This window comes from Streptomyces sp. NPDC005963, from assembly GCF_040638655.1.
GTDB lineage: Bacteria > Actinomycetota > Actinomycetes > Streptomycetales > Streptomycetaceae > Streptomyces.
On the sequence record NZ_JBEXVD010000032.1, the window covers coordinates 51,650 to 77,774 of the forward strand.

General features: G+C 70.9%; 25 protein-coding genes. 11 read left to right on the forward strand and 14 right to left on the reverse strand.

Annotation, left to right across the window (positions count from 1 at the left end; all coding sequences use genetic code 11):
* Nucleotides 1-101: 101 nt before the first annotated feature.
* Nucleotides 102-386, forward strand: a complete 285-nt coding sequence (locus ABZ348_RS30155; protein WP_358938396.1) for a hypothetical protein — start codon at nucleotides 102-104, stop codon at nucleotides 384-386.
* Nucleotides 387-453: 67 nt separating this feature from the next.
* On the opposite strand, the gene trxA is transcribed toward ABZ348_RS30155, so the two are convergent.
* Nucleotides 454-855, reverse strand: coding sequence for a thioredoxin (trxA, locus tag ABZ348_RS30160; protein ID WP_358938398.1), 402 nt, complete (start codon nucleotides 853-855; stop codon nucleotides 454-456).
* 118 nt (nucleotides 856-973) lie between these two features.
* Here trxA and ABZ348_RS30165 point away from each other — a divergent pair, with 118 nt between their 5' ends.
* Entirely contained in the window at nucleotides 974-2,407 is a 1,434-nt protein-coding gene (locus tag ABZ348_RS30165; RefSeq protein ID WP_358938400.1) for an NAD(P)/FAD-dependent oxidoreductase, read from the forward strand.
* Between the two features lie 17 nt (nucleotides 2,408-2,424).
* Here the strand turns inward: ABZ348_RS30165 and ABZ348_RS30170 are convergent, their stop codons facing one another.
* Together ABZ348_RS30170 and ABZ348_RS30175 are read right to left on the reverse strand one after the other, a co-directional pair.
* Nucleotides 2,425-2,991, reverse strand: coding sequence for a hypothetical protein (locus ABZ348_RS30170; RefSeq protein ID WP_358938402.1), 567 nt, complete (start codon nucleotides 2,989-2,991; stop codon nucleotides 2,425-2,427).
* 159 nt (nucleotides 2,992-3,150) lie between these two features.
* Nucleotides 3,151-3,534, reverse strand: a complete 384-nt coding sequence (locus tag ABZ348_RS30175) for a DUF488 family protein (RefSeq protein ID WP_358938404.1) — start codon at nucleotides 3,532-3,534, stop codon at nucleotides 3,151-3,153.
* Between the two features lie 276 nt (nucleotides 3,535-3,810).
* Here ABZ348_RS30175 and ABZ348_RS30180 point away from each other — a divergent pair, with 276 nt between their 5' ends.
* The 4 genes from ABZ348_RS30180 to ABZ348_RS30195 all read left to right on the forward strand — a co-directional run bounded on the left by ABZ348_RS30180 (nucleotide 3,811) and on the right by ABZ348_RS30195 (nucleotide 7,611).
* The gene (locus ABZ348_RS30180; protein WP_358938406.1) at nucleotides 3,811-4,806 is read left to right on the forward strand and encodes an ABC transporter substrate-binding protein; all 996 of its coding nucleotides are present in this window, start codon (nucleotides 3,811-3,813) and stop codon (nucleotides 4,804-4,806) included.
* 66 nt (nucleotides 4,807-4,872) lie between these two features.
* Nucleotides 4,873-5,835, forward strand: a complete 963-nt coding sequence (locus ABZ348_RS30185; RefSeq protein ID WP_358938408.1) for an iron chelate uptake ABC transporter family permease subunit — start codon at nucleotides 4,873-4,875, stop codon at nucleotides 5,833-5,835.
* Nucleotides 5,828-6,856 carry an iron chelate uptake ABC transporter family permease subunit gene (locus ABZ348_RS30190; protein ID WP_358938410.1) on the forward strand — a complete coding sequence of 343 codons (1,029 nt, stop codon included), beginning with the start codon at nucleotides 5,828-5,830 and terminating at the stop codon, nucleotides 6,854-6,856. Before ABZ348_RS30185 ends, ABZ348_RS30190 begins: the two co-directional genes overlap by 8 nt.
* Nucleotides 6,853-7,611, forward strand: a complete 759-nt coding sequence (locus tag ABZ348_RS30195) for an ATP-binding cassette domain-containing protein (RefSeq protein ID WP_358938412.1) — start codon at nucleotides 6,853-6,855, stop codon at nucleotides 7,609-7,611. The genes ABZ348_RS30190 and ABZ348_RS30195 overlap by 4 nt, the downstream gene beginning before the upstream one ends.
* A 112-nt stretch (nucleotides 7,612-7,723) precedes the next feature.
* Here the strand turns inward: ABZ348_RS30195 and ABZ348_RS30200 are convergent, their stop codons facing one another.
* The 11 genes from ABZ348_RS30200 to ABZ348_RS30250 form a co-directional block, all read right to left on the reverse strand.
* A complete protein-coding gene (locus ABZ348_RS30200; RefSeq protein ID WP_358938414.1) occupies nucleotides 7,724-9,169 on the reverse strand; it encodes an aldehyde dehydrogenase in 1,446 nt (481 codons plus the stop codon).
* Nucleotides 9,169-10,005 (reverse strand): alpha/beta hydrolase, encoded by an 837-nt coding sequence (locus tag ABZ348_RS30205; protein ID WP_358938416.1) that lies wholly within the window; start codon nucleotides 10,003-10,005, stop codon nucleotides 9,169-9,171. Before ABZ348_RS30205 ends, ABZ348_RS30200 begins: the two co-directional genes overlap by 1 nt.
* 167 nt (nucleotides 10,006-10,172) lie before the next feature.
* Nucleotides 10,173-11,831, reverse strand: coding sequence for a helix-turn-helix domain-containing protein (locus tag ABZ348_RS30210; protein WP_358938418.1), 1,659 nt, complete (start codon nucleotides 11,829-11,831; stop codon nucleotides 10,173-10,175).
* Between the two features lie 67 nt (nucleotides 11,832-11,898).
* The gene (locus ABZ348_RS30215) at nucleotides 11,899-12,690 is read right to left on the reverse strand and encodes an alpha/beta fold hydrolase (protein ID WP_358938420.1); all 792 of its coding nucleotides are present in this window, start codon (nucleotides 12,688-12,690) and stop codon (nucleotides 11,899-11,901) included.
* Nucleotides 12,691-12,764: 74 nt separating this feature from the next.
* Nucleotides 12,765-13,964: a thiolase family protein gene (locus tag ABZ348_RS30220; RefSeq protein WP_358938422.1), complete on the reverse strand. Its 1,200-nt coding sequence runs from the start codon at nucleotides 13,962-13,964 to the stop codon at nucleotides 12,765-12,767.
* Nucleotides 13,961-14,611 (reverse strand): CoA transferase subunit B, encoded by a 651-nt coding sequence (locus ABZ348_RS30225; protein WP_358938423.1) that lies wholly within the window; start codon nucleotides 14,609-14,611, stop codon nucleotides 13,961-13,963. Before ABZ348_RS30225 ends, ABZ348_RS30220 begins: the two co-directional genes overlap by 4 nt.
* Nucleotides 14,611-15,396, reverse strand: a complete 786-nt coding sequence (locus ABZ348_RS30230; RefSeq protein WP_358938424.1) for a CoA transferase subunit A — start codon at nucleotides 15,394-15,396, stop codon at nucleotides 14,611-14,613. The genes ABZ348_RS30225 and ABZ348_RS30230 overlap by 1 nt, the downstream gene beginning before the upstream one ends.
* A gap of 32 nt (nucleotides 15,397-15,428) precedes the next feature.
* Nucleotides 15,429-15,713, reverse strand: a complete 285-nt coding sequence (locus tag ABZ348_RS30235) for a muconolactone Delta-isomerase family protein (protein ID WP_358938426.1) — start codon at nucleotides 15,711-15,713, stop codon at nucleotides 15,429-15,431.
* 62 nt (nucleotides 15,714-15,775) lie between these two features.
* A complete protein-coding gene (gene catA / locus ABZ348_RS30240; RefSeq protein ID WP_358938428.1) occupies nucleotides 15,776-16,663 on the reverse strand; it encodes a catechol 1,2-dioxygenase in 888 nt (295 codons plus the stop codon).
* A 129-nt stretch (nucleotides 16,664-16,792) separates the two neighbouring features.
* Nucleotides 16,793-17,896, reverse strand: coding sequence for an enolase C-terminal domain-like protein (locus tag ABZ348_RS30245; protein ID WP_358938430.1), 1,104 nt, complete (start codon nucleotides 17,894-17,896; stop codon nucleotides 16,793-16,795).
* Nucleotides 17,877-18,809, reverse strand: coding sequence for a LysR family transcriptional regulator (locus tag ABZ348_RS30250; RefSeq protein ID WP_358938432.1), 933 nt, complete (start codon nucleotides 18,807-18,809; stop codon nucleotides 17,877-17,879). Before ABZ348_RS30250 ends, ABZ348_RS30245 begins: the two co-directional genes overlap by 20 nt.
* A 192-nt stretch (nucleotides 18,810-19,001) precedes the next feature.
* On the opposite strand from ABZ348_RS30250, the gene benA reads away from it, so the two are divergent.
* The 5 genes from benA to ABZ348_RS30275 all read left to right on the forward strand — a co-directional run bounded on the left by benA (nucleotide 19,002) and on the right by ABZ348_RS30275 (nucleotide 25,924).
* On the forward strand, nucleotides 19,002-20,342 hold the full coding sequence (benA, locus tag ABZ348_RS30255; protein WP_358938434.1) for a benzoate 1,2-dioxygenase large subunit: 1,341 nt from the start codon (nucleotides 19,002-19,004) through the stop codon (nucleotides 20,340-20,342).
* Between the two features lie 119 nt (nucleotides 20,343-20,461).
* The gene (benB, locus tag ABZ348_RS30260) at nucleotides 20,462-21,019 is read left to right on the forward strand and encodes a benzoate 1,2-dioxygenase small subunit (protein WP_358938436.1); all 558 of its coding nucleotides are present in this window, start codon (nucleotides 20,462-20,464) and stop codon (nucleotides 21,017-21,019) included.
* A 21-nt stretch (nucleotides 21,020-21,040) separates the two neighbouring features.
* Nucleotides 21,041-22,138 (forward strand): benzoate 1,2-dioxygenase electron transfer component BenC, encoded by a 1,098-nt coding sequence (gene benC / locus ABZ348_RS30265; RefSeq protein WP_358938438.1) that lies wholly within the window; start codon nucleotides 21,041-21,043, stop codon nucleotides 22,136-22,138.
* Nucleotides 22,135-22,908, forward strand: a complete 774-nt coding sequence (locus tag ABZ348_RS30270) for a 1,6-dihydroxycyclohexa-2,4-diene-1-carboxylate dehydrogenase (protein ID WP_358938440.1) — start codon at nucleotides 22,135-22,137, stop codon at nucleotides 22,906-22,908. Before benC ends, ABZ348_RS30270 begins: the two co-directional genes overlap by 4 nt.
* A gap of 55 nt (nucleotides 22,909-22,963) precedes the next feature.
* The gene (locus tag ABZ348_RS30275) at nucleotides 22,964-25,924 is read left to right on the forward strand and encodes an AAA family ATPase (protein WP_358938442.1); all 2,961 of its coding nucleotides are present in this window, start codon (nucleotides 22,964-22,966) and stop codon (nucleotides 25,922-25,924) included.
* Nucleotides 25,925-26,125 lie beyond the last annotated feature (201 nt).

Consider the following 26,125-nt stretch of genomic DNA (forward strand, 5'->3'; position numbering starts at 1 on the left):
GAGGTCGGACGAGGCCCGGCACGTCCAGCAGGGCCAGGAGGAAGATCGACGGCCGGAAGGACGACATGCGCAGCCGCGCCCGGGTGCCTAGCGTCGGCTCCATGAACGCGGCTGACAGCGGAGCACATCCGCAACGCTTTGAGATCCTGATCGTGCCGGAACACGTCACCGGCCTGGCGAACGCCGACCTCGCCACGGCCGCGATCCGTGCCGCTGTCGTCACCGTCACCGGCGAGCGGGGAGCCTCCGGGTATCCGCGGTACGCCGGCCACGGTGTCGTCGCCGACATCGACCCCGCCACCCAAACGGTCGAGGCCCTGCTGGTGGACGGTGCCGAGTTGGACTACGGCCTGTCCGCACGGGCAATCCCCACGACGCGGCACTGACGACCCTGACTGCGGTGACCCGCGCGTGGGCGGCTGCGGACCCGAGCCCGCAGCCGCCCAACCGGCCTCACGCAGTGGCGCCGGAGCCCTCGCCCGCAGCCGCCGCCTTGGCCTGCGCGTCCTCCACGGACTTGCGCACCTCATCCATGTCAAGCCCGCGTGCCTGACCGATCACGTCCTCCAGCGCAGCCTCGGGCAGCGCGCCCGGCTGGGCGAAGACCGCGATGTTCTCGCGCACGATCATCAGCGTCGGGATGGAACGGATGTCGAAGGCCGCTGCCAACTCCTGCTGCGCCTCGGTGTCGACCTTGGCGAAGACCAGGTCGGGGTGACGCTCGGCCGCCCCCTCGTACACGGGCGCGAACTGCCGGCAAGGGCCGCACCACGAAGCCCAGAAATCGATCAGGACGAAGTCGTTCTCCGACACCACCTGGTCGAAGTTCTCCTTGGTGAGCTCGACAGTGCTCATGATTTCTTACCTCTCGGATGGATACGGTGGGCTCGCCCCGCACAACCGATCCCGGGGGCGCGCTATTCCACCCCCTGCCCGTGTGGCCAGGAGCCACACCCGGCACCAGACTGTCCCTATGACGACCGAACCTGTGGAGTACGACGTCGTGGTGCTGGGCGCAGGGCCCACCGGGGAGAACGTGGCGGACCGGCTACGGGCCGGGGGCCTGAGCACGGCGGTCGTGGAGAGCGAGCTGGTCGGGGGCGAGTGCTCGTACTGGGCGTGCATGCCCAGCAAGGCGCTGCTACGGCCGGTGATCGCCCGGGCGGAGGCCCGCCGGGTGCCAGGACTGCGACAGTCGGTGCAGGGACCGCTCGACGCGGCTGCGGTCCTGGCTCACCGTGACGAGGAGGTGTCCCACTGGAAGGACGACGGCCAGGTTTCCTGGCTGGAATCCACCGGAGCCCATCTCTATCGCGGCCAGGGCCGGCTCCAGGGCCCCAAGCAGGTCGTGGTCGAAGGGCCCGACTCGCAGCGCCGCGTGCTCACGGCGCGACACGCCGTGGCGGTGTGCACGGGCAGTCGAGCCCTGCTGCCCGACCTACCGGGTCTGGTGGCCGCCAAGCCCTGGACCAGCCGCGAGGCGACGAGCGCCACCGAGGTGCCGGCCCGCCTGGTCGTCGTGGGTGGCGGGGTCGTGGGCGTCGAGATGGCGACCGCCTGGCAGGCACTCGGCTCCCAGGTCACCGTGGTGGCGCGCGGTGACCTGCTGCTTCCCCGGATGGAACCCTTCGTGGGGGCGCATGTCGCGGACGCGCTGAGCGAGGCCGGCGCGCGTGTGCTGATGAACACCGGGGTGATCGCGGTGGAGCGCGAGGGCGGCACCGGCCCGGTGACCGTCGTGGTCGAGGGCGGTGAACGCATCGAGGCCGACGAGGTCCTCTTCGCCACCGGCAGGGCACCGCGTACCGAGGACCTGGGACTGGACACCGTGGGCCTGGAGCCGGGCTCCTGGCTGTCGGTGGACGACAGTTGCCGAGTGGAGGGCAGCGACTGGCTCTATGCGGTGGGCGACGTCAACCACCGTGCCCTCCTCACCCATCAGGGCAAGTACCAGGCCCGGATCGCAGGAGCGGCCATCCTCGCGCGGGCCCAGGGCGTGCCCCTGCTGGAAACCGACCGTTGGGGCGCGCACAGCGCGAGCGCCGACCGGTTCGCCGTACCGCAGGTGGTCTTCACCGAACCGGAGGCAGCTGCCGTGGGCCTCTCCCTCGCGGAGGCGGAAGCCGCAGGTCATCGGGTGCGCGCTGTCGACTACGAGATCGGCTCGGTGGCAGGCGCCGCACTCTACGCGGACGGTTACCGAGGCCGGGCCCGCATGATCGTGGACCTGGACCGGGAGATCCTGCTCGGTGTCACGTTCGTCGGTCCCGGCGTGGGCGAACTTCTCCACTCGGCGACGGTGGCCGTCGTCGCGGAAGTGCCCATCGACCGCCTCTGGCACGCCGTGCCCGCCTATCCCACGATCAGCGAGGTTTGGTTGCGGCTGCTGGAGACGTACCGGGGTTGAGTACCCGGCTTCCGGGGTCAGGTCAGTGTGGCGAGCAGTCCGACCTCCGGGGCCAGCATCCCGGGTTGCCCGAGGGAGTGGAAGTCTGCCTCGACCGTTGCCAGGTCGAGGACGCCGGCGCGTATGGCGTGGTAGCGGACGATCGACCAGAGGAACACGTCCAGATTGTCGAACTGCGTGCCCGCTTCGATGACCTCTTCCTCGTGGAACCACACCGCCACCCGACCGTTGGTGAGTACCACGTAGTAGTTGCCTCCTCCGTCGGCGCCTATGGACCACACATCGCTGTCGGACAGCTCTGTCTCGTAGTCGGAGTCGAGGATTTGGCAGTCGTTGGCCTCGAAGTCGAAGGCGTACGACCAGTCGTAGATGTCGAGGCACTGCGGCAAGCATCCCGAGCGAACCATGCGGTCGAAGCCCGCCAACGCGGTTGCGGCGTTGGCCGGGAGTCTGGTGAGGAATGGTTCAACTGGGCGGGTCGACGCCGGAATGTCGACCTGCGACTCGTTGGGGAACCAACGCGCCAGGTCGCCGCGGAGATCGCGATCCACATACCCGGTCAATTGATCAACGGTGAGAGACATGGGGTGAGGTTAAGGGATGTCCGGCAAATGATCCTGGAGTTGTGCCCAGGCAGTGGCTGTCGTCGTCACAGGTGCGGTGGGATGTGGGTGCCACTGCGGGAGGGATAGCCATGACGGAGCGTGCGTGAGTCCGGAGCCGGGCCGGTGTGACGCCCGGGTTCAGCGGCCCGGTTCGTGTGGTTGCCGTTGGAGGTGGTCGACGAGGACCGGGACGTGGCTGTGTTCCGGTTCCTTGACGGCGGTGACGAGGGTGACGGTGAATGTGCGGGCGAGGCCGAGGAGTCGCTCGACCGCCGCTACGGCCTCGGGCTCGGCCAGTTCCTCCTGGTAGCGGGCCCGGAAGGTGGCGAAGTCCAACTGCCCTGCGTGGTAGGCGGAGCGGAGGTCACCCGAGGGCGTCAGGTCCTTCAGCCATGCGTCCACGGCGGCCCGTTCTTTGGACAGGCCGCGCGGCCAGAGACGGTCCACCAGGATCCGTTGGCCGTCGGCCGGTTCCGGCGGGTCGTAGACGCGGCGCACACGGAACTCGGGAGCCGACCCCATGGCGTGCCTCCTGTGCTGGGGTGTCGTCCGATCCCACCCCACCCGTGCGCGATGGCCACCGCGCATGCCGGTGCGGATAGTGGCGGGTTCGGATGCCGACCCGCCACGAGAAACGCTATCCCAGGGCTGCCGATCCGGCTTCAGCGAACCGCGGGGTCATGGGGCCCGCAGAGGAAGGGCGAGAAGCGGGTTAGGTTAGGCTAAGCAAAGTTCGAGTTCTTCGCGCCTCATCGCCCTGCGGTGGTGTGCGCCCGCAAGTCCTAGGAGTCATCCGCCGTGCGTTCCGTCCGTTTTCGTCAAGCCGTCATTGCGACCAGTGCGGTCCTGGGTGCGGGTCTCCTGCTGAGTGCCTGCGGGGAGTCCGGTTCCGCCTCGGATGCGGGCAAGGCCAAGAGCAAGGGTGAGATCACGGTCGCCACGGCCAAGGGTGATGTTGCGGTCCCCAAGGAGCCCGCTCGGGTCGTCGCGCTCGACAGCACCTCCTTCGTGACGTTGAAGGCGTTCGGCGTCAAGCCGGTCGCGGTGCCCAAGGGTCTGTTGCCGAATGAGGGCTTCGACGATTGGAAAAACGATTCTTCAATCAAGGATGCGGGCACCCACCACGAGCCCAAGCTCGAATCGGTCAATGCCAGTGAGCCCGACCTGATCATCGGTGGCTACCGGTTCGCCGAGCACCACGACAAGCTGGCCAAGATCGCTGACACGATCGACGTCGCCCCGTCCGACGAGGCCGCGGGTGGATACGTCAACGCCCTGAAGTCGCAGACCGAGACGCTCGGCAAGATCTTCGGCCAGGAGGAGAAGGCCAAGGGGATCGTCGACGCCCTGGAGAAGGCCAAGGCCTCGGCGGCTGCCGCGACTCAGGGCGAGAAGGTGTTCCTCGGCGTCTCCAGCGCCGGGAAGATCGCCAACGGCGCGAGCCGGATCGGGCGCCTCACCGAACCCCTGAACCTGAAGAACGTGCTCAGCGCCGAGGGCGAGAAGAGCACGTCCGTCCACGACAACTCGGGCCTCGCTCCCGAGACGATCGCCAAGCTCAACCCCGACTGGGTGATCCTGCTGGACCGGGACGCCGCCGTGGGCACCGAGGACGGTTCCGAGCCCGTCGCCGCCAAGAAGATCGTGAATGGCATGGAAGCGTGGGAGAAGACCACCTTCCGCCAGCAGGACCAGGTCATCTACCTGGCCAACGACTTCTACCTGACCGAGGGCGCACAGGCGTACACCGACGCCTTCAGCGCGGTTGCGACCGCCTTCACCGCGGCCGGCTGACACTTCCACCTCCGTCCGGCCCCGGCGTGAGCCGGGGCCGCACGTCCCATCCGTCCCGGAAGTCCCATGCGCCGATTCACGCTCGTGCCGGCAGCCCTCGTCGTGCTGGCCCTGGTCATCGCCTCCCTCTTCGTCGGCGGCTACGACATCGACCTGCGCTCCCTGTTCACGGATCCCGATGCCCGTGAAATGTTCTTCATCTCCCGGGTGCCGCGCACGCTCGCGCTGATCCTCGCCGCGGCGGCCATGGCCGTCTCCGGTGTGATCATGCAGATGCTCGTACAGAACCGCTTCGTCGAGCCGACCACCACCGGCACCAGCGAATGGGCCGCGTTGGGGGTGCTGCTGCTCACCATCCTCATCCCGGGTGCGTCCCCCTTGGTGAAGATGGGCGCCGCCAGCCTCTTCGCCTTCACCGGTGCACTCGTCTTCCTGGTCGTCCTCGGCCGGATCGCACTGAAGTCGCAGGTCATCGTGCCGATCGTGGGCATCATGCTGGGCGCCCTCGTCAGCTCGGTGACGATGTACATCGCCTCGTCCACGCAACTGCTCCAACTGCTCGCCACCTGGCGCTCGGGCGGGTTCAGTTCGGTGGTCCGCGGCAACTATGAGCCGCTCTGGGTGGTGGGGGTCATCGTCGTCGGTCTGTACGTGGCGGCCGACCGCTTCACGATCGCCGGGCTCGGGCGTGACACCGCCGTCAGCCTGGGCCTGCCGTACCGCCGGATCCTCTTCATCGGGCTCACCATGATCGCCCTGGCCACGGGCGTCACCACGGTCGTCGTCGGCTTCATCCCCTTCCTGGGGCTGATCGTGCCGAACGTCGTCTCCATGGCGCGCGGGGACGACGTCCGCAGCAACCTCCCCTGGGTGGTGCTGGCCAGTGTCGCCCTGATGATCGTCTGCGATCTCATCGGGAGGCTCCTCGTCTTCCCGTTGGAGATCCCGGCGACCGTGGTGCTCGGTGCGGTCGGCGCGGTGGTGTTCGTCGTGATGATCCTTCGTCAGCGGGGGAGGGCCCATGTCTGAGACTTCTGCGCCGAGAGCCGTCGCACCACGGAACCCGGACGCCGCCGCGGGCGCGCTGCCGCCCCGCAAGGGCCTTCCGGTGGCCTTGCGGCTGGTCGTGACGGCAGGACTCGTCGCCGTCGCCGTCTTCTGCTTCCTGTTCCTCTTCGTCGAGGGGTCCTTCGCGTTCGCCTTCGAACGGCGGTTGACCGTTCTGGGCACGATGGTGATCGTCGCCTTCTGCCACGCGGTGGGCACCGTGGTCTTCCAGACCATCACCCACAACCGTCTCCTCACCCCGTCGATCATGGGCTTCGACGCCGTCTACATCCTGATGCAGACCTTGATGGTGGCGGTCTTCGGCGGCGGTGTGCTCGCCGTGACGGACGGGATGCCCAAGCTCGTCACCCAGACCCTGCTCATGGTCGGGTTCACGATGCTGCTGTTCCGCTGGCTGTTCTCCGGTCGCAACGGTAACCTCCATGTGCTGTTGCTGGTCGGCGTGGTGCTGGGTCTCGCCTTCCGCAGCCTGTCGGACTTCCTCCAGCGCCTGCTCTCGCCGTCCGAGTACGACGTGCTGTCGACCAGGCTCTTCGGACGGCTCAGCAGCGCCGAGCCCTCGTACCTCGCGCTCGCCGGGACCGTGTGCCTGATCGTCGGCGCCGTGGTCTGGCACCGTCGGTACCGGCTGGACGCCCTCCTTCTGGGCAGGGAAACCGCCACCAATCTCGGCATCGCCCACAAGCGCGAACTGACCGTGATGCTGCTGGCGGTGGCCCTGCTGATCGCGATGTCGACCGCGCTCGCAGGCCCCATGACCTTCTTCGGCTTCGTCACCGCGATGCTCGCCTACCAGATGGCGGGCACCCACCGGCATGTCGTCGTCCTGCCCATGGCGTTCCTCATCGGCCTGCTCACGCTGGTCGGCGGCCAGTTCGTCATGGAACACGTCTTCTACGCCTCCGGAATGCTCACCGTCGTCATCGAGTTCCTCGGCGGGGCGGTCTTCCTCGTCCATCTCCTCAGGAAGGGCAGCCTGTGATCGAGTTCACCGGCATCCACAAGACCTACGGCGACACCACCGTCCTGGGCCCGGTGTCCGGGAGGATTCCGGCGGGCGGGATCACCTCGCTCGTCGGCCCCAACGGGGCGGGGAAGTCGACCCTGCTGACCATCATGGGGCGCCTGGTCGAGCCGACCTCCGGGACGGTGGTCGTCGACGGTCTCGACGTCCACCGGGCGCCGTCCCAGGACGTGGCCCGTACGCTCTCCATCCTCCGGCAGGAGAACCACTTCACCGCCCGTGTGACGGTCCGCGAACTGGTCTCCTTCGGCCGTTTCCCGCACAGCCGCGGCCGTCTGACGCGCGAGGACCGGGCCCATGTCGACGAGGCACTGGACTTCCTCCACCTCGGCGACCTCCAGCACCGCTACCTCGACCAACTCTCCGGCGGCCAGCGCCAGCGCGCCTACGTGGCGATGGTGCTGGCCCAGGACACCCGGTACGTACTCCTGGACGAGCCCCTCAACAACCTGGACATGAAGCACTCGGTGCGGATGATGGCCCAGCTGCGTCGGGCGGCCGACGAACTCGGCAAGACCGTGGTCCTCATCGTCCACGACATCAACTTCGCCGCCGCGTACTCCGACCGGATCATCGCCCTGCGCGACGGCAGGGTCGCGGCGTCCGACACGGTCGGGGCGATGATGCGACCCGAGGTGCTCACCGATGTGTTCGACACCCCTGTGCAGGTCCACGAGGTCGACGGCCGGCCCACCGCCGTGTACTACCGCTGAGGGGCTTGGCCTCGTGCGCCCAGGACCCGAGGACATGGGCCCGGAAAGAGGCCGGGGCCGGCCGTGCGGTCGAGCCGCGACGACCGGCCCCGGTGTCCGGGCGGGCGCGCCGTCAGAGATAGATGCTCTGGAACTGCTGGTACGCGGTCAGACCCTCCGGGCCCAACTCACGGCCGAGACCACTGGACTTGACGCCGCCGAACGGCGCGGCCGGGTCGGGGATGTAGCGGTTGACGCCGATGGTGCCGGTCCGGACGCGGCGGGCGACCTCGGCACCCCGGGCCGGGTCGGCGGTCCACACCGTGCCGCCGAGCCCGAAGTCGGAGTCGTTGGCGATCCGGACGGCGTCGTCGACGCCGTCGTAGGGGATCAGCGAGAGCACCGGTCCGAAGACCTCCTCCCGGGCGATGAAGGAGCCGTTGTCGACGTCGGCGAAGACCGTCGGCTCGAAGAACCAGCCCCGGTCCAGCTCCTTCGGCCGGGCCCCGCCCGTGGTCACCCGGGCCCCCGAGGTGCGGCCCGCCGCGACGGCGGACTCGACGCGCTCCCGCTGACGGGCGGTGGCCAGCGGGCCTATCCGGGTCTCCGGGTCGGCTGCCGGGCCCACCCGGAGCGACTCGGCCAGTGCGGTGAAGGCGTCCACCACTTCGGCGTACCGGGCGCGGGGCGCGAGCACGCGGGTGCCGAGGAAACAGGTCTGTCCGTTGTTGAGCAGGGTGGAGCCGAACAGGCCCGCCCCGATCGTCGAGAGGTCCAGGTCCGCGTCGTCCAGCACGATCGCCGCCGACTTGCCGCCCAACTCCAGGGTGACCGGACGCAGCAGCCGCCCGCAGGTCTCGGCGATCGCCCGGCCGGCGAGGGTGGAGCCGGTGAAGGCGACCTTGTCCACCGAGGGGTGGGCGACGAGATGCGCACCGACCTCCCGCCCGGCGGGAACGATGTTGACCACTCCGGCCGGCACTCCGGCCGCCTCCACGGCCTCCGCCAGCAGATAGGCGTCGAGCACCGTCTCCGGCGATGGCTTGATCACCAGCGTGCATCCGGCCGCCATCGCGGGCGCGATCTTGAACATGGCCAGGGCCTGCGGGAAGTTCCACGGCACGATCGCCGCGACGACCCCGACCGGATTCCGGCGGACCTCCACCGAACCGCCCAGCAGACCGGGGCGGGTGTCCGTGAAGACGCTCTCCCTGGCCAGACCCGCGAAGTACCGCAGCACGGTGCTCGGGTACCCGATCTCCAACTGCCGCGCCACCGCCACCGGCATTCCGTTCTGGGCGCTCACCCGGGCCACGAACCCTTCGGCCCGCTTGTCGATCTCCTCGGCCAGCCGCTCCATCACGCCGGCACGGCGCGCAGCCTCCCAGGTCGCCCAGCCCGTCGGATCGTCGAAGGCCCGCCGCGCGGCGGCCACCGCCGCGTCGACGTCGGCCGCCGCGCCCTCCGGGACACGGCCCAGCGGCTCCTCCGTACTGGCGTCGATGGGAATGATCACCCGGTCGGTGCTGGGGCGTACCCATGCGCCGCCGATGAAGAAGGTGTCGTAACGGAGATCCATCAGGGGGCTCCCTGGTCGTTCGGTTCACGGGGGATACGGGTGGCTGCCGTCGCGGTGGCCCGCAGGACGGCGGCCGTGAAGGCTTCCGGGGCGTCGACGTGCACCAGATGGCCGGCGCCGGGGATCACCTCGGTGCGGATCCCGGGCAGCGCGCGGACCAGCCGCCGGTGCACCAGGGCGAACAGCGGATCGCTGTTCGTGCCGATCAGAAAGGTGACGGGGACGCGAATGGCGCCGATGCGGCGCAGCGACAGATGCTCGAACATCACGCCGTACGGATGTGGGTCCAGCTCCGTCAGCACCACACGCGCATGGGCCAGCAGCCGGCCCCGCTCGTCCGCCGGCGCGGTGTCGAAGGACGGGCCGGCGGCCCAGCGGAAGAAGTGCGCGGCACCCTCCTCCGGGCGCCCCCGCAATTGGAGCCACTTGGTCCGGGCCACGGCGGTCAGCAGGGCCGGCGTCGCCAACCGGGTGCCGTGCAGCGGAGGTTCCACGACGATCAGCCGACGGACCAGATCGGGCCGGGAGACCGTCAAAGCCAGCGCGATGTTGGCGCCCGAGCTCCAGCCGACCACCGTCGCCGGAGCTTTGGCGACCCGTTCCAGGACGGCCGCCGCGTCGGCCACGTGACGGCGGTGGTCGCGCACCGGACGGTGGGTCGAAGCGCCGTAGCCGCGCCGGTCGTAGGCGATGACCCGGTGACCGGCCGCAGCGATGTCGTCGGCGACACCGTCCCAGGTGGCGGCCTGCGCCCCGCTGCCGTGGATGAGCAGCAGCGGTTCGCCCGCGCCGCGCTCCTCGTAGGAGAGGTCCACTCCCTCACACGGAAGGAACACCGTGCCCGCCCTCAGCGGAGTGGGCCGGAGGGGCCGGGCGGGATCTGCGCAGGGGGAAGGAGAGCGGTGGTGGACACGGGGCGGCTCCTTTGCCGAGGGGATCTCCTGGCAGGCTAGAACCGCGGGAACACCGCGAAGTGTTCAACTACTGGACACTCTCCGGGCCCTCAGACCGTGATCCGAAGCGCACGCATCCGGTTGTAGAGCGTGGTCCGGCTGATGCCGAGCTGCCGTGCGGCCCGCAGCTTGTTGCCGCCACAGGCGCTCAGTGCCGCCGCGATCGCATCGTGCTCGGCCAGCTCCAGCGGTGTCATCCCGCGCAGCCGGGGGCTCACCCGGTAGCCGTCCGGTAGATCGCCCGGAGTCACATCGCCCGCCGAGCGGCGGACCAACACCGTACGCACGACCGTGTCCAACTCGCGCAGGTTCCCCGGCCACGAGTGCCCGGCCAGCGCGGCGAGCGCCGCCGGTGTGAAGCGCACCCGGCCGTCGGAGCCCGCGTTCGCGGCCATCGCCCGCACCAGGTCCGACAGTTCCTCCGTGCGCTCGCGCAACGGCCGCAGTTCGATCCGCTCCGGACAGCCGGTCGCGAGGGCCGCGCCCCCGTCGGTCAGTTCCCGGACGGGCGGGCCGGTCAGCGCGATCCACGGCCGGTCCGCCCGCTCCAGAAGGCGCCGCAGCCGCACCGCGCAGGCGTCGGGGAGGAGCTGTGCCTCCTCCACCAGCAGCAGGTCTCCGCCGCTCCGGGCGGTCTCCACCGCCTCGCCGAAGGCCGCCAGCCACCCGGCCGTGCCGAGCGCCGCAGCCTCCGAACCGTCCAGGGAGACCAGCCCGACGCCCGCCTCCGCCGCGAGCCGTTGCGCCGTGGCGGTCCGTCCCGTTCCCGGGGCCCCACCGATGTGGACCGGAGTGCCCGGGGCGGGCGTCGACGGTCGTGCGGAGGGCCGGGTGACCGAGTGCCGGGGTGCTTCCGGCTCGCCGAACTCGAAGACCGCACCCTCCGTTCCCGTGTCCAACCCCCGGTACCGGACGGCCACCGTGCGCCCCGATGCGAGCGTCACCTCGTCCTCACGTCGCTGCCCGCCGCGCCGGGGAAGCGCAGCAGCCAACTCCCGCAGCCGCAGGTGATCGATCGGGTCGAGGAGTTCCACCGCCGCCGGATTCGCCAGCACCACGCCCTCCCCCAGCACCAGCACGGGTCCCTTCCGCCCGGCTGACGCCACCTGGAACGCCGCCAGCAGCCGCTGTTCCGCGGCGCGCGCCGAGCGCAGCAACCGTTCCTCCACGTCCCGCGCCGCCCGGGCGAGGAACGGGCCGAGCAGCGGTGAGTCGTCCCGGCGGAGGCAGGTGATGTCGAGCACGCCCTCCAGCCGTCGCGTCACCGGATGGGTGATCGGGTGCCCGTAGCAGCTGAACCGTTTGAAGGGCTCCAGATAGTGCTCGTCCCCGTGTACGGCCATGCCCCGCCGCACCTCGTGGACGGTCGCTATGGAGTTCGTGCCGGTGGTCTCCTCCAGGAACACCCCGCCCAGGACCACGCCCAGCCCTTCGAGCACGGTCCGCAGTCCGCCGCCCCCGCCGACGGTCGGGGCCACGATCCGGGACGCCCGGTCGGCGAGCACGACACAGAACGCCGCGTCACCGAGTTGTGCGGCCAACTCCGTCAGCACCGGTCCGGCGGCGGTCGCCAGCCGTCCGGCCGGGTCGACCGCGTCCGAGTCCACCCGGACCGCGGCTGCGGACGGGCTGAGTCCGCTCATCCGGGAGCGCTGCCAGGACAGGGCGATCTCCGGGCGCGGCTGGGACGGGGTGGCGCTGTGGTGCACGGCGGCCTCCGGCGGGTGGTGCGCTGCTGTGTCTGTGCGTCCGTACGGGCCCGGGCGGCCCGGTGCATCACGGGGACGGTGTGGCGATCCGGCCCAGATGGGCGAGGAGCAACTCCATCACGGCCCGGGGCTCCTCCAGGGCGAGGTGCCCGGTGCCGATGCTCTCCACCGTAGCGCGGGGGATTCCCGCCCCGAGTTCCCGGGCGTGTGGCAGGGGCGTGGCCGTGTCCAGGGCGCCGCCCACGACCAGGGTGGGAGCGGTGATCCGCCCCAGAGCGGGACGCAGATCGTACGTGGCGAGGGCGTCGCAGCAGGCCGCGTACCCGGCCGGCTCGATGGCGGCCAGGTCCCGCAGCAGCGCCCGCCCCAGCGGTGTCCCGGCCGTGCCGGGCCCGGCGAACCACCGGCCGGGCGCGGTCGCCGTCAGTGGTGCCATTCCCCGCGACCGCACCAGCGCGGCCCGCTCCCGCCACGGCTCGGGGGGCCCGAAGCGGGCGGAGGAGCAGACCAGGGCGAGGGAGGTCACTCGCCCCGGGACGTCGGCCGCGAGACGGGCGCCGATGGCTCCGCCGAGGGAGATCCCGGCGTAGTGGAAGCGCTCGTACCGCAGTCCGTCGACGAGTTCGAGCACCCGCCCGGCGAGATCGCCGACCGTCGTCGCGCCGGCGGGCGGCAGCCCCTGCGTACCGGAGCCCCCGTGCCCCGGTAGGTCGAAGGCCACCACCCGGAACGTCCGCCCCAGCGCCGGCACCTGGGCCGACCACACCCGTGTCGTGGTGCCGAGGGAGGGGCCCAAGACGAGCAGTGGTGCGTCGGTCGGGCCGGAGAGGCTGTGGTGCAGGGGGAGGGGATGGGGCATGGGGGCTCCTGGGGATCTGAGGGAGAGGATGTACGGGCCCGATCGATGGGGTCCGCGCAGGGTGCCGCCGTCCCTCAGCGCTCCAGGACCAGTGCCAGACCTTGGCCGACGCCGATGCAGAGCGCCGCCACACCGGTGCCCGAGCCCGCCGCCTTGAGCTGGTGGGCCACCGCGCCCGCCAGTCGGGCACCGGACGCGCCCAAGGGATGGCCGATCGCGAGGGCACCGCCGCGCGGGTTGAGGATCTCGGGATCGAGTTCGGGCCACTCCGCGACGCAGCCCAGGGCCTGGGCTGCGAACGCCTCGTTCAGCTCCAGTACGGAGAGGTCGCCGAAGCTCCGCCCGGCCCGGTCCAGCGCCCGGCGCACGGCCCCGACCGGGGCCAGCCCGAACCACTGCGGCTCGATCGCGGTCACCGCGCTGGCGCCGATCCGGGCCAGCGGCTCCCGACCGGTCGCGCGCACTCCCTCCTCGTCGGCGAGCAGCAGCGCCGCGGCCCCGTCGTTGAGCGGCGAGGCGTTGCCGGCCGTCACCGTCCCGCCGGTCGTTCGGAAGGACGGCCTCAGCTTCGCCATCGCCTCCAGCGACGCGTCCTCCCGTACGCACTCGTCCCGGTCGAAGGCCACCGGACCTCCGCGCCCGGGCACCTCGACCGGGATCACCTCCGCCGCGTACGTTCCCTCCTGCCAGGCTCGGGCCGCCTTCTCATGGCTGGCCAGCGCGAAGGCGTCCTGGCGTGCCCGGCTGATGCCGTGGCGCTCGGCGATCAGCTCGGCACTCTCGCCCAGCGGTACCGTCCACTGCGGGTCCATCGCCGGATTGACCATCCGCCAACCGAGCGTGGTCGAGTACAGCTCCTGATGACCTGCCGGAAAGGCCCGTTCCGGCTTGGGCAGCACCCAGGGGGCCCGGCTCATCGACTCCACGCCGCCCGCCACCGCGACGGAGACATCGCCGAGCGCGATGGCCCGTGCCGCCTGGACGACGGCTTCCAGACCGGAGGCGCAGAGCCGGTTGACGGTCACCCCCGGCACGGTGACGGGCAACCCCGCCAGCAGCACCGCCATCCGCGCCACATCGCGGTTCTCCTCGCCCGCGCCATTGGCGTTGCCGAGGAACACATCGCCGATCCTGGCCGGGTCCAGCTCCGGGGTCCGGTCCAGCAGCGCCCGCAGCGCCCGGGCGGCGAGGTCGTCGGGGCGGACGCCGGAGAGCGCGCCCCCATACCGGCCGATCGGGGTGCGGACGGCGTCAACGACGTAGACGTCCTTCATCGCGGGCTCCTTGCGGTTCGGGTGTGAATCGGCGCGGCGGTCGCCGCCCGGATCTCCTCCGGTGTGACGCCGGGAGCGGTTTCGACCAGTTCCAGGCCCCGCGCGGTGATGTCGAGGACGCCCAGATCGGTGATGATCCGGTTGACGCAGGCGCGGCCGGTGAGCGGTAGCGAGCACTCCGCGACGATCTTGGGGCTGCCGTCCTTGGCGGTGTGGGTCATGGTGACCACCACCCGCCGGGCGCCGTGGACCAGATCCATCGCCCCGCCGATGCCGGTGACCAGCTTTCCGGGCACGGCCCAGTTGGCGAGGTCGCCGCCTGCCGAGACCTGCATCGCGCCCAGGACGGCGGTGTCGATGTGGCCGCCCCTGATCATTCCGAAGGAGAGCGCGGAGTCGAAGAACGCCGCCCCGGGCAGCACGGTGACCGTCTCCTTGCCGGCGTTGATGAGATCGGGGTCGACCTCGTCCTCGGTGGGGTACGGACCGGTGCCCAGGATTCCGTTCTCCGATTCCAGCACGACCCGTACGCCCTCGGGGAGATGGTCCGGGATCAGCGTCGGCAGGCCGATGCCGAGGTTGACGTACTCGCCGTCGCGCAGCTCCCGGGCCGCGCGCGCGGCGATCTCCTCCCGTGTCCAGGCCATCAGCCGCGCACCGTCCTCTGTTCGATCTGCTTCTCTGCCGCCTGCTCGGGGGTGAGGGCGACAACGCGCTGGACGAAGACGCCCGGTAGATGGATCGTGTCCGGGTCCAGTGCGCCGGGCTCGACCAACTCCTCCACCTCTGCCACGGTGATCCGACCTGCCATGGCGGCCAGCGGGTTGAAGTTGCGGGCGGACCTGCGGAAGACGAGGTTGCCGTGGCGGTCGCCCCGGGCCGCACGGACCAGTGCGAAGTCGGTGCGGATGCCGTGCTCCAGGACGTGGTCGACGCCGTCGAAGGCCCGTACCTCCTTGGGCGGGGACGCCAGCGCCACCCCGCCCACCCCGTCGTAGCGCCAGGGCAGTCCGCCGTCGGCGACCAGGGTGCCGACGCCGGCCGGGGTGTAGAAGGCGGGGATGCCGCAGCCGCCGGCCCGCAGCCGTTCGGCGAGCGTGCCCTGGGGGATGAGCTCCACCTCAAGCTCGCCGCTCAGATACTGGCGCGCGAACTCCTTGTTCGCGCCGATGTACGAGCCGGTGACCCGGGCTATCCGGCCCGCGGCGAGCAGCACCGCGAGACCCGACTCCTTGGCACCGCAGTTGTTGGAGACCACTCTGAGCCCATTGGTGCCCCGGGCGTGGATCGCCGAGATCAGCACGTTCGGCACCCCGCTGAGCCCGAAGCCGCCGACCGCGAGCGATGCGCCATCGGGGAGATCGGCGACCGCTTCGGCGGCCGACCCCACCACCTTGTCCGGGGCGCCCCGGACCGACGTACTGTCCGCCACTGCCTCGCCCACCTCCGTCGAGCCCACGGCGATCAGCTCGCCGTCAGCGCGGAGGGGTGCGCGGCCAGCGGGGTGACCTCGATCGTCAGATAGGGGAAGAGCGGCAGGTTCCAGAGGATCTCGTGGAGCCGGTCGTTGTCCGGGGCGTCGAAGACGCTGAGGTTGGCGTACTGCCCCGCACGTCGCCAGATGTGCAGCCAGACGCCCGCGCGCTGGAGGTCCTGGCAGTAGTCCTTCTCCCGTGCGATCAGATCCGCGCGGACCGCGGGTTCGAGGTCGTGGGGGAGCGCGACGTCCATCGTCACTGCGAACAACATGTGCTCTTCCTTCGCCGGTGGCCGGTACCGGACGGTGGTACCGGAGGGTGGGTGGGGGTGCGTCAGATCCGGTCGAGGACGAAGTCGTAGGTGACCTCGCGGCCCTCGCCGTCTCCGCTCGCGACCGGAGCGAGGATCAGTTCGGGCTTGACGGCCGATGCGATGTCGTCGGCCACATGGCTGGTGCCCCGGAAGTAGAGCTGGGTGGTGATCAGTTGGTGGCCGGGCGCCGACACCTTGAGATGCAGGTGGGCGGGGCGCCAGGCGTGCCAGCCGGCCGCTGCGATCAGCCGGCCGCAGGAGCCGTCGGTGGGGATCTGGTACGGCGCGGGCTCCACGGTGCTGATCGCGAAACCGCCCAGCTCGTCCGCGACGACGGTGCCCCGCAGATTCCATTCGGGCAGCCCGGGGGCGAACTGGGAGTAGAAGCCGTCCGCGTCCGCGTGCCATATCTCGATCCGCGCGCCGGGCAGGGGGGTGCCGTCCACCGAGGTCACCATGCCCTGGAAGAGGAGCGGGGTGCCGGGCTCGTCCGCGCGCATGGGCAGGGTGGCCGAGCCGTTGAAGGAGGGCGAGCCCGGGACGTAGTAGGGGCCCTCGATGGTGCCCTTGCTGCCCCGGCGGTCCTCATTGGCGACGGCCTCCACCACATGCTCCACCCAGACGTCGAGGAACAGCGGCCACTCGCCGTCCTGTCCGACCTGGATCAGCCAGGACTTGAGGGCGTCGTACTCGGCATAGGTCACCCGGTGCCGGCGGATCACGTCGTGCACGGCGGCCAGGACCTCGGTGACGACGGTGTCGACCCGCCGGGTGTCGGCGTTCGTCGCCTCGGTGGACGGTCGCTTGCTGCGGAACCGCTCGGTCGCGGCGGCCCCGGACGCGGCGGCCGTGGCCTGCTCGGACTGGGGGGCGGTGGCGGTGGCGGGGGCGGTGGTCGTGTCGGTCATGGTGGTTCGTCCTTCCTTCGGGTTCTTGCGGCGCTTCGGGGTCTTCGGGTGGCTGCGTGGGGGCAACTGCTCAGGCCGGCAGGGGGGCAGGCAGGGGGATGCGGGGGAGATGCGGGAAGAGCGGGCGGCTCAGACGTCCTGGCGGTAGCGGGCCAGCTTTTCCGGATCGATCACGATGCCGAGCCCCGCGCCCTCCCGGACCCGGAGGTGTCCGTCCACGACGGACAGCGGTTCGGCGAGGAGGTCGTCGGTCATGTCGAGGAAGTTGGAGAGCTCGCCGGCGTGCCGGGAGGACGATCGGTGCGCCGCGCCGAACGCCACCGAGCAGAGGGTGCCGATCTGCCCGTCGATCTGATTGCCCATCACCACGGCCGCGCCCAACCCCTCGCACTGGTACAGCACCCGCTGGGATGTGGTGAATCCGGTACGGGCCGTCTTGATGCTGATCGCGGTGGCCGAGCCGCCCAGCAACTCCCGGGTGACCTCGGCCGGCCGGGTCGCGCTCTCGTCCGCGATAAAGGGAACGGTGCACTGCCCGACCAGCCAGCGCCGCCCCAACACATCATCGGCCGGACACAGTTCCTCGGCGAAGGTCAGCCCCAGGTCCGCCATCTCACGCAGTGCCCGGGCCGATTCGGCAGCCGTCCACCCCCGGTTGCCGTCGACGTACAGCTCCGCTTCGGGGCCGAGGGCCTCCCGCAGCGCGCGACAGGCGGCGACGTCGTCGGTCCAGGGCTGTCGGCCCACCTTGACCTTGAAGACGGTGATGCCGTGCACCTCCCGGACCCGCTCGGCCTCGGCGACCATCTCCTGCGCCGGGGCGAAGCCCACCATGTGGCTCACCCGCATCCGGTCGGTCCAGCCGCCGAGCAGCCCGGACACCGGCTGTTCGGTCGCCTGGCCGAGGACGTCCCAGAGCGCCATGTCGAGGGCGGACTTGGCCGCCGGATTGCCGACGGTCCGGTCCAGCCGGGCGTGGACGGTCTCCCGCTCCAGTGCGGAGAGCCCCAGCAGCTGGGGGGTGAAGATCCGGTCGATCACGGCGATGATCGACTCCTGGGTCTCACCGTAGGTGTAGGGCCGGGGCGGAGCTTCCGCCACTCCCGTCAGACCGGCGTCGGTGTGGACCCGAACCAGTACGTGTTCAGCGGTGTGGATTTCACCGCTGGCAAATCTGAGCGGCTTGCGGTACGGAATCGCAAAGGGGATCGTTTCAATCCTGGTGATTTTCATGCGGTACCCCGTCGTGATTCTCGGGTGTGATGAACATGCCGTTTGATTCCAGGGTTTCCAGCAGTTTTCTCAGCAGCGCCGAGTCGTCGTCCTCGCGCCAGGCCAGGACGAGCCCCACGGTCGGCGCGTCCACGATCTCCTTGCAGACCACCCCCTCGCGGCGGGCGGCGCGGATCGAGTCCGGCAGCACGGCGACGCCGAGCCCGGCGGCCACCAGTGCCAGTGCCATGGAGGTCTCGGCCACCTCGTGGGACCGTCGCGGACGGAACCCCGCCGTCAGACAGCCGCTGATCACCGCCTCGTGGACGACGGACCCCAGGGCGGCCCCGTACAGGATGAAGTCCTCCTGCCGCAGCTGCTCCATCCGCACTGACTCCGCCTCGGCGAGCCAGTGCTCCTCGGGCACCGCCAGGACCAGCGGCTCATCCGCCAGTGCCCGATGCGCGATGCCCTCCCGCCGTACCGGTGGGCGCAGTACGCCCACGTCGAGGCGGAAGTCGAGCAGTGCCGCCTCCTGGGCGGGGGTCAGCAACTCGGTGTGCACCTCCAGCGTCACCCCCGGGAGCGCGCGTTTGACCAGCCGCGCCAGGGCGGGCAGCCGGCGGTACGAGGCGGAGCCGGTGAAGCCGATCCGCAGGACCCCGGCCACCCCGGCGGTGAACCGTTTCACCCGCTCCACCGCTTCGTCGACGGCCGTCAGGACGCGCCGTACGTCGGCATGGAACACCTCCCCGGCGGCGGTCAGGTCGACCTGCCGGGTGGTACGGGTGAAGAGTGCGACCCCGAGTTCCGTCTCCAGTCGGCGGACCGCCTGGGAGAGCGGGGGCTGGGCCATGTGCAGCCGCTCGGCGGCCCGGCCGAAATGGCGGGTGTCGGCGACCGCGGCGAAATACCGGAGGTGTCTGAGTTCCATCGGAATCCCCCTCAATTGCGCTTCATCGTAGGGACCGAATCCCAGACGCAACAAATATCTGAATGCACGGTATTGATATGCGGTCGATATCAATACCCCCCTGGGTCAACCCTGGGGAAACGCCTAGGGCCACCTTCTTCACTTCGATGTCATGGTGCTGAAAAGCAGCCGTAACGATCGAAGGGACGGAACATGGCCGAAGACCGGGGCCGTGCGCGGGCCATCCTCGAAGACGCCCTGGAGGAGGACTCCGAAACGGGTGTGTACCGCGTCCGTCGGAGCGTCTTCACGGACGAGGAACTCTTCGAGTTGGAGATGGCCCACATCTTCGAGGGCAACTGGGTCTACCTCGCCCACGACAGCCAGATCCCCGAGCCAGGGGACTACTTCACGACCTACATCGGTCGGCAGCCGGTCGTCATCAGCCGTGACAAGCAGGGCGAACTGCACGCCCTCGTCAATGCGTGCAGCCACCGCGGAGCGATGCTCTGCCGCCGCAAGACGGACAACCGCACCACGTTCACCTGCCCGTTCCACGGCTGGACGTTCAGCAACACCGGCAGGCTCCTGAAGGTTAAGGACCCGCGTGGCGCCGGCTATCCCGAGCAGTTCAACACCGACGGCTCGCACGACCTCACCCGGGTCGCGCGCTTCGAGAACTACCGGGGCTTCCTCTTCGGCAGCCTCAACCTGGACGTCGTCCCCCTTGTCGAGCACCTCGGCGAGGCCGCGAAGGTCATCGACATGGTGGTCGACCAGTCACCCGAGGGCCTGGAGGTGCTCCGGGGCTCGTCGACGTACACGTACGACGGCAACTGGAAGCTCCAGACGGAGAACGGGGCCGACGGCTACCACGTCTCCGCGACCCACTGGAACTACGCGGCCACCCAGGCCCGCCGGACCGCGGGCGAATCGGCCAACGACACCAAGACCATGGACGCCGGCGGCTGGTCCAAGCAGCAGGGCGGCTTCTACTCCTTCGACCACGGCCACCTCCTGCTCTGGACGAAGTGGCTCGACCCCACCAACCGCCCCCTGCACGACCGCCGTGACGAGTTGGTCGCCGAGTTCGGCGAGGCGAGGGCGGACTGGATGATCGGCGTCTCCCGCAATCTCTGCCTCTACCCGAACGTCTACCTCATGGACCAGTTCAGCTCCCAGATCCGGCATTTCCGACCGATCTCGGTCGACCGGACCGAGGTCACGATCTACTGCATTGCCCCCAAGGGGGAGAGCGCCGAGGCCCGGACCCTGCGCATCCGCCAGTACGAGGACTTCTTCAACGCCACCGGCATGGCCACGCCCGACGACCTGGAGGAGTTCCGCTCCTGCCAGAAGACCTATCTGGCGGGCGCAGCCCCGTGGAACGACCTCAGCCGGGGCGCGGTCCACCAGATCGAAGGACCCGACGAGGACGCCCGGCGCATCGGGCTGAAGCCGATCGCCAGCGGGGTCCGCACCGAGGACGAAGGGCTCTACCCGATCCAACACGGCTACTGGCAGCAGACCCTCCGCCGGGCCCTGGACGCCTGACCGTCACTTCCCCGGAGCGCGCCCGTGCGGGGCACGGGCCGCCCACCACCAGGGCCGCAGTGCACCGCCGGCGTGGCAGCAGAGCCCGGCAACGACCGCGACGAAGGGACCTCACCCGCATGACGACCACGACCACCCCGACACACGGCGCCGCCACCACACCACGGACGCCCTCACCCGATACCCCGGCCGTCCCCCTGGAGACGGTCCGCCGGTTCCTCTACCGCGAGGCCCGCCACCTGGATGACCGCGAGTTCGAGCAGTGGCTGGAGTGCTACCACCCCGAAGCCGAGTTCTGGATGCCCGCCTGGGCCGACGACGAGGAACTCACCCGCGATCCGCGGACCGAGATCTCACTGGTCTACTACGCCAACCGCGGCGGTCTGGAGGACCGGGTCTTCCGCATCCGCACCGACCGCTCCAGCGCCACCAGCCTGCCCGAGCCCCGCACCGGCCACAACATCACCAATGTGGAGATCACCGGGGAGTCCGAGGGCGTCGTGGACGTGCGCTTCAACTGGTTCACCCTCTACTACCGCTACCAGAGCGTCGACACCTACTTCGGCACCTCCTTCTACCGCATCGACTTCCGCGGCGACGCCCCGCTGATCCTCGCCAAGAAGGTCGTGCTCAAGAACGACTACGTCCACCACGTCGTCGACGTCTACCACGTCTGACAGGTCCGAAACGAGCACTCCATGAGCAGCCCCACGGCATTCCAGGTCGCCCTGAGCTTCGAGGACGGCATCACCCGCTTCATCGACTGCCGCCCGGACGAGACCGTCGCCGACGCCTCCTACCGGGCGCGCATCAACATCCCGCTCGACTGTCGCGACGGAGCCTGCGGCACCTGCAAGTCGCTCTGCGAGTCCGGGAGTTACGACGGCGGCGACTACATCGACGAGGCCCTGACCGACGACGAGGCCGCCAGCGGCCACTGCCTGCCCTGCCAGATGACCCCGCTGAGCGATCTCGTGCTGCGCATCCCCGCCACCTCGGCCGCCGCCCGGACCGCCGCAGCCGTCCACACCGCCACGGTCACGGCCGTCGAGCGCCACTCGGCAAGCACCGTCGGCCTCACCCTCGCCGTCGACGACCGCGGCGCGCTGGACTTCTTGCCGGGCCAGTACGTCAACATCACGGTGCCCGGCACCGAGCAGCACCGCTCCTACTCCTTCAGCTCCGGGCCCGACCAGCAGGCGGCCTCCTTCCTCGTACGGATCACCGAAGGCGGTGTGATGTCGGGCTACCTCGCCGAGCGCGCCCAGCCGGGCGACCGGGTCCGATTCACCGGGCCCATGGGCACCTTCTACCTCCGTCCGCTCACCCGCCCCGCACTCCTTCTCGCGGGCGGCACCGGGCTCGCACCGCTGTTGTCGATGCTGGAGAGGCTCACGCAGACCCCACCCGCGCACCCCGTGCACCTGCTCTACGGCGTCACCACCGACGAGGACCTCGTCCATCTCGACACCCTCGCCCACTACGCGTCCGTCATCCCCGGTTTCACCTTCGACCACTGCGTCGCCGACCCGGCCTCCCGAGCACGGAACAAGGGCTACGTCACCGGGCTCATCGACGCCGGAACCCTGCACGGCGGCGACACCGACGTCTACCTCTGCGGGCCGCCCGCCATGGTCGACGCCGTACGGAGCCACATCTCGGCCCTCGGGATCACTCCGGCCGCCTTCCACTACGAGCGGTTCGCAGTGACGGCCACGACCGAACCACCCACGACCGAACCACCCACGGACGCCGTCTTCGGCGCGCCGAAGGAGACCGCGGGGGCCGCCCGGTGACCGCGCACCCGGGCCGCTTCAGCGGCCGTGCGGTCCTGGTCACCGGCGCCGCCCAGGGCATCGGCCTCGCCGTCGCCCACCGGCTGGCGGCGGAGTCGGCCGATGTGGTGCTGGCCGACCGCTCCGAAGCGGTCCACGAGGCCGCCGCAGAGATGGGCGGCACGGGCGTCGTCGTCGATCTTGAGCAGTACGAGGGCGCCGAGGCCGCGATCGCCTTCGCCCTGGACCGCCACGGCCGGATCGACTGCCTGATCAACACCGTGGGCGGAACGATCTGGGCCAAACCGTACGAGCACTACACCCCCGACCAGATCCGCGCCGAGGTCCAGCGCTCCCTCTTCCCGACCCTGTGGACGTGCCGGGCCGTGCTGCCCCATCTCATCGAGCGGCGCTCCGGCACGATCGTCAACGTCTCCTCCGTCGCCACGCGGGGCGTCAATCGACTGCCCTACGCGGCGGCCAAAGGCGGGGTCAACGCCATCACCGCAGCCCTGGCCCTGGAAGCCGCCCCGTACGGCATCAGGGTCGTCGCCACCGCACCCGGCGGCACCGACGCACCCGCCCGCCGCATCCCCCGCGGGCCGGCACCCGAAGGGGACCGGGAGCAGGAGTGGTACCGGCAGATCGTGGACCAGACCGTCTCGTCCTCACTGATGAAGCGGTACGGCTCGCTGGCGGAACAGGCGGCGGCGATCGTCTTCCTCGCCTCCGACGAGGCGTCCTACATCACCGGGACCGTGCTGCCCGTGGCGGGCGGGGACCAAGGCTGAGCCCCGGCTCCCGCTCCCCTGGCGGCGGCGCACGGCAGTGCTAGCGTGCTGGCCCATGGAGAACCGCTCTGACCAGCAGCGCAGTCTGATCGGGCGGGCCGGACAGATCGCTGTACTGGCCCGTCTGCTCCGGGCGGCTCGCACGGGTCGACCCACGGCCGTGCTCATCGAGGGCCCGGCGGGCAGCGGCAAGACCGCCCTCGCCGGGCACGTCCTCGCGGCCGGGGGCGCGGGCCCCGTCCAGCCAGCGCTCTCCCGGGACTTCGGGCCGACCGTTCCCGCCGCGGCTCCCGTGGGGCCGGTACCGCTCGTCTCCCTCGTCCCCCCTGCCGCTCCCGGGTCGTCCGGCCAGGGCGCCCCGCAGACCTGCACCACCCAGGAGCTACGGATCGTCCAGGTCAGCGGGGCGCCCTGGGAAGCAGGGCTGCCACTCGGCGTGATGGAACAACTGGCGCGGGCCTGTGCACCGGCTCCTGACCCGGAGCCCGCTCCCGGCCCCGCACCCGCCAACCCGGTCCTCGAAGCGGCCGGACGGCTGCACCGGCTCTGGACCCAAGCCCAGCGCCACGGCCCCCTCGCGGTGGTCGTCGATGACGCGCACTGGGCCGACCCGGAGAGCCTTCGCGCCATCGACTCCGCGGTCCGCGCTTTCACCACGGAACGGATCCTGGTCCTGCTGATCGCACGGGACGACCTCCACGGCCCGCACGGCGAGGTCCCCCCACGGACCTTGGAACTCCTCGACCGCCACCGCGACGGGTCGATACGACTCGGACCGCTCGGCCCCGAGGAGATCAGGGAGCTGGCCCGGGTCGCCGCCGACCTCACGCTCTCCCTCCGGGCCACCCGCCACCTTCGCCGGCACACCCTGGGCAACCCCCGGCACCTCCTGCGGCTGTTCCGCGAACTGCCGCGCGACGTCTGGCAGGAGTGGCAGCCCGCACTGCCCGCCCCCGCGCGCTACACCGCGGACATCAGGCAACGGCTCGCCCGCTGCGGTGCCGAGACCCGGGCGCTGGTCGAGGCGTGCTCCGTGCTCGTCGACGGTGACGGCGACGGTGACGGCGGCTCCGACGAGGTCCCCGTGGTCGCCGCCGCCGCACTCGCCGACCTCGACGACGCCCTGCCCGCCGCCGACGAGGCGTGCGCCGCCGGACTGCTCACCGCCACCGTCGAGCCGGGGCGCACCCTGCTCTCCTTCCCCCACCCGCTGACCCGCGCCGCCGTCCGCACCGGAATCGGTCTGGCCCGCCGCCGTGAGTTGCACCGCCGCGCCGCGGACATCGCCGACGACCCCGGCCTCCGGCTCACCCACCGCGCCGCCGCGACCACGGCCGATGCGGACCTCGCCGCGGAACTCGACCGGTACGCCGCCGAGCGGGCGTCCGCGGGGGAGTGGGCCGCCGTCGCCGACGCCCTCGTCCGTGCCGGCCGGCTGAGCACCGACCGGGCCGACCGCCAGGACCGGCTGCTGCGCGCGGTCGACGCCATGATCGCCGCCGGGGACGTGCCCCGGGCGGCGGTCTTCGCCGCCGAGTTGGAGAGCTTCCCCGCCAGTACGCTCCGCGATGTCGTCCTCGGCTATCTGGCCATCATGCGCGGACGCGCGGCCGAAGCGGAGACCTTCCTCACGCAGGCCGAGGCGCGCTGTGACACCGAGCTACGGCCCGAGTTGATGGCGAGGATCTCCCAACGGCGCGTCCTCCATGCCCTCGGCCGCTGGGACGCGCCCGCGCTCGTCACCTGGGCCCGCCGGGCACTGGAGTGCGCCGAACCCGGCGACCCCTCAGCCATCGAGTCCGAGGCGGTGCTGGGACTCGGACTCGCAGCCCTCGGACGACCCGCGGAGGCCGTCGCCGTCTACGAGAGAGCCCTCGCCAAGGACTCCGGAGGCGCCCAGTCCCAGCGGTTCCGCCTCGGCCGCGGCTGGGTCGACCTCGCCCACGACGCCCCCGAAGCCGCCCGCCGCGAACTGGAGGGAGCCGTGCCCACCGGCTATCGGATGGGCTCCACCCGCATCTCGCTCTGGGCCCAGGCATGGCTGGCCCGTACCCAATTCGCGCTCGGCTCCTGGCCGGAGGCGCTGGAGACGGTCGACCGCGCGGCGGCACGGCTCGCCGAGGTCAGGATCGAACTCGTCCGCCCGGCCGTGCACTGGACCGGAGCACAGATCCACGCCCTCCGCGGCGACTGGGCGGCGGCCGAACGCCATCTGGAAGAGGCATCGGCGGGCATGGACCACTACGAAGTCATGGTGGTCCCGTCCTGTCTGGCCCGCGCCCAGGTGGCCGAGGCCCGCGGGGACTACGCACAGGTCGTCGAAGCCCTCGCACCGGTCGTCCGGCTGCCGGACCGCACGGGCATCGACGAACCCGGCTTCTGGCCCTGGCCGGACGTGTACGCGAACGCCCTGGTCATGACGCACCGCATCGACGAAGCCGATGCCTTCCTCGCTCCGCACGAAGACCTGGCGGCCCGCCGGGAGCACCGCTCGACCCAGGCGCGGCTGGGCCTGGTCCGGGGACGGATCACCGCCGCCCGCGGCGATGTCGCCGCCGCCCGCATGGCGTTCGAGACCGCCCTCGCCCATCTCGACGGCCTTCCCCTTCCGTACGACCGCGCCCGGGTGAACTTCGCCTACGGCCAGACCCTGCGCCGCGCAGGCAAGCGCCGTGACGCCGACACGGTCCTGAAGAACGCCCGGGACGCCTATCGTGCACTCGGCGCCCGGACCTACACCGAGCGCTGCGACCGCGAACTCCAGGCAGGCGGGGTGAGCACGGCGCGCGGCGGTCTCGGGCCCTCGTCGCTCACCGCTCAGGAACAGGCCGTGGCCCGGCTCGTCGCCCAGGGCGCGAGCAACCAGCGGACGGCGTCGGAACTGTTCATCTCCGTCAAGACCGTGCAGTACCACCTGACCCGGATCTACGCGAAACTCGGTATCCGCTCCCGCGGTGAACTGGCCGCACGCTGCCACGAAGCCGGCCGCCCCGAAGGGCCGGACCGGGAGGTGTGACCGCACTACCCGCCCGACCCGTCGCCCCCAGAGGACGTTTCCCGGCTCACGGCCAGGAGCGGGGACCGCACCTGGTGGCGGAGCACCCCACTCCCGGGACAGGGCGCTAGTAGTGCTTTGTTAGCTGTCTTGTCATGTTGGGTGTTCGGTAGTTCGCTGGCTGTATGAGGGCTGGGGAGCTTGCGGCGGTGCGGGGCGGGT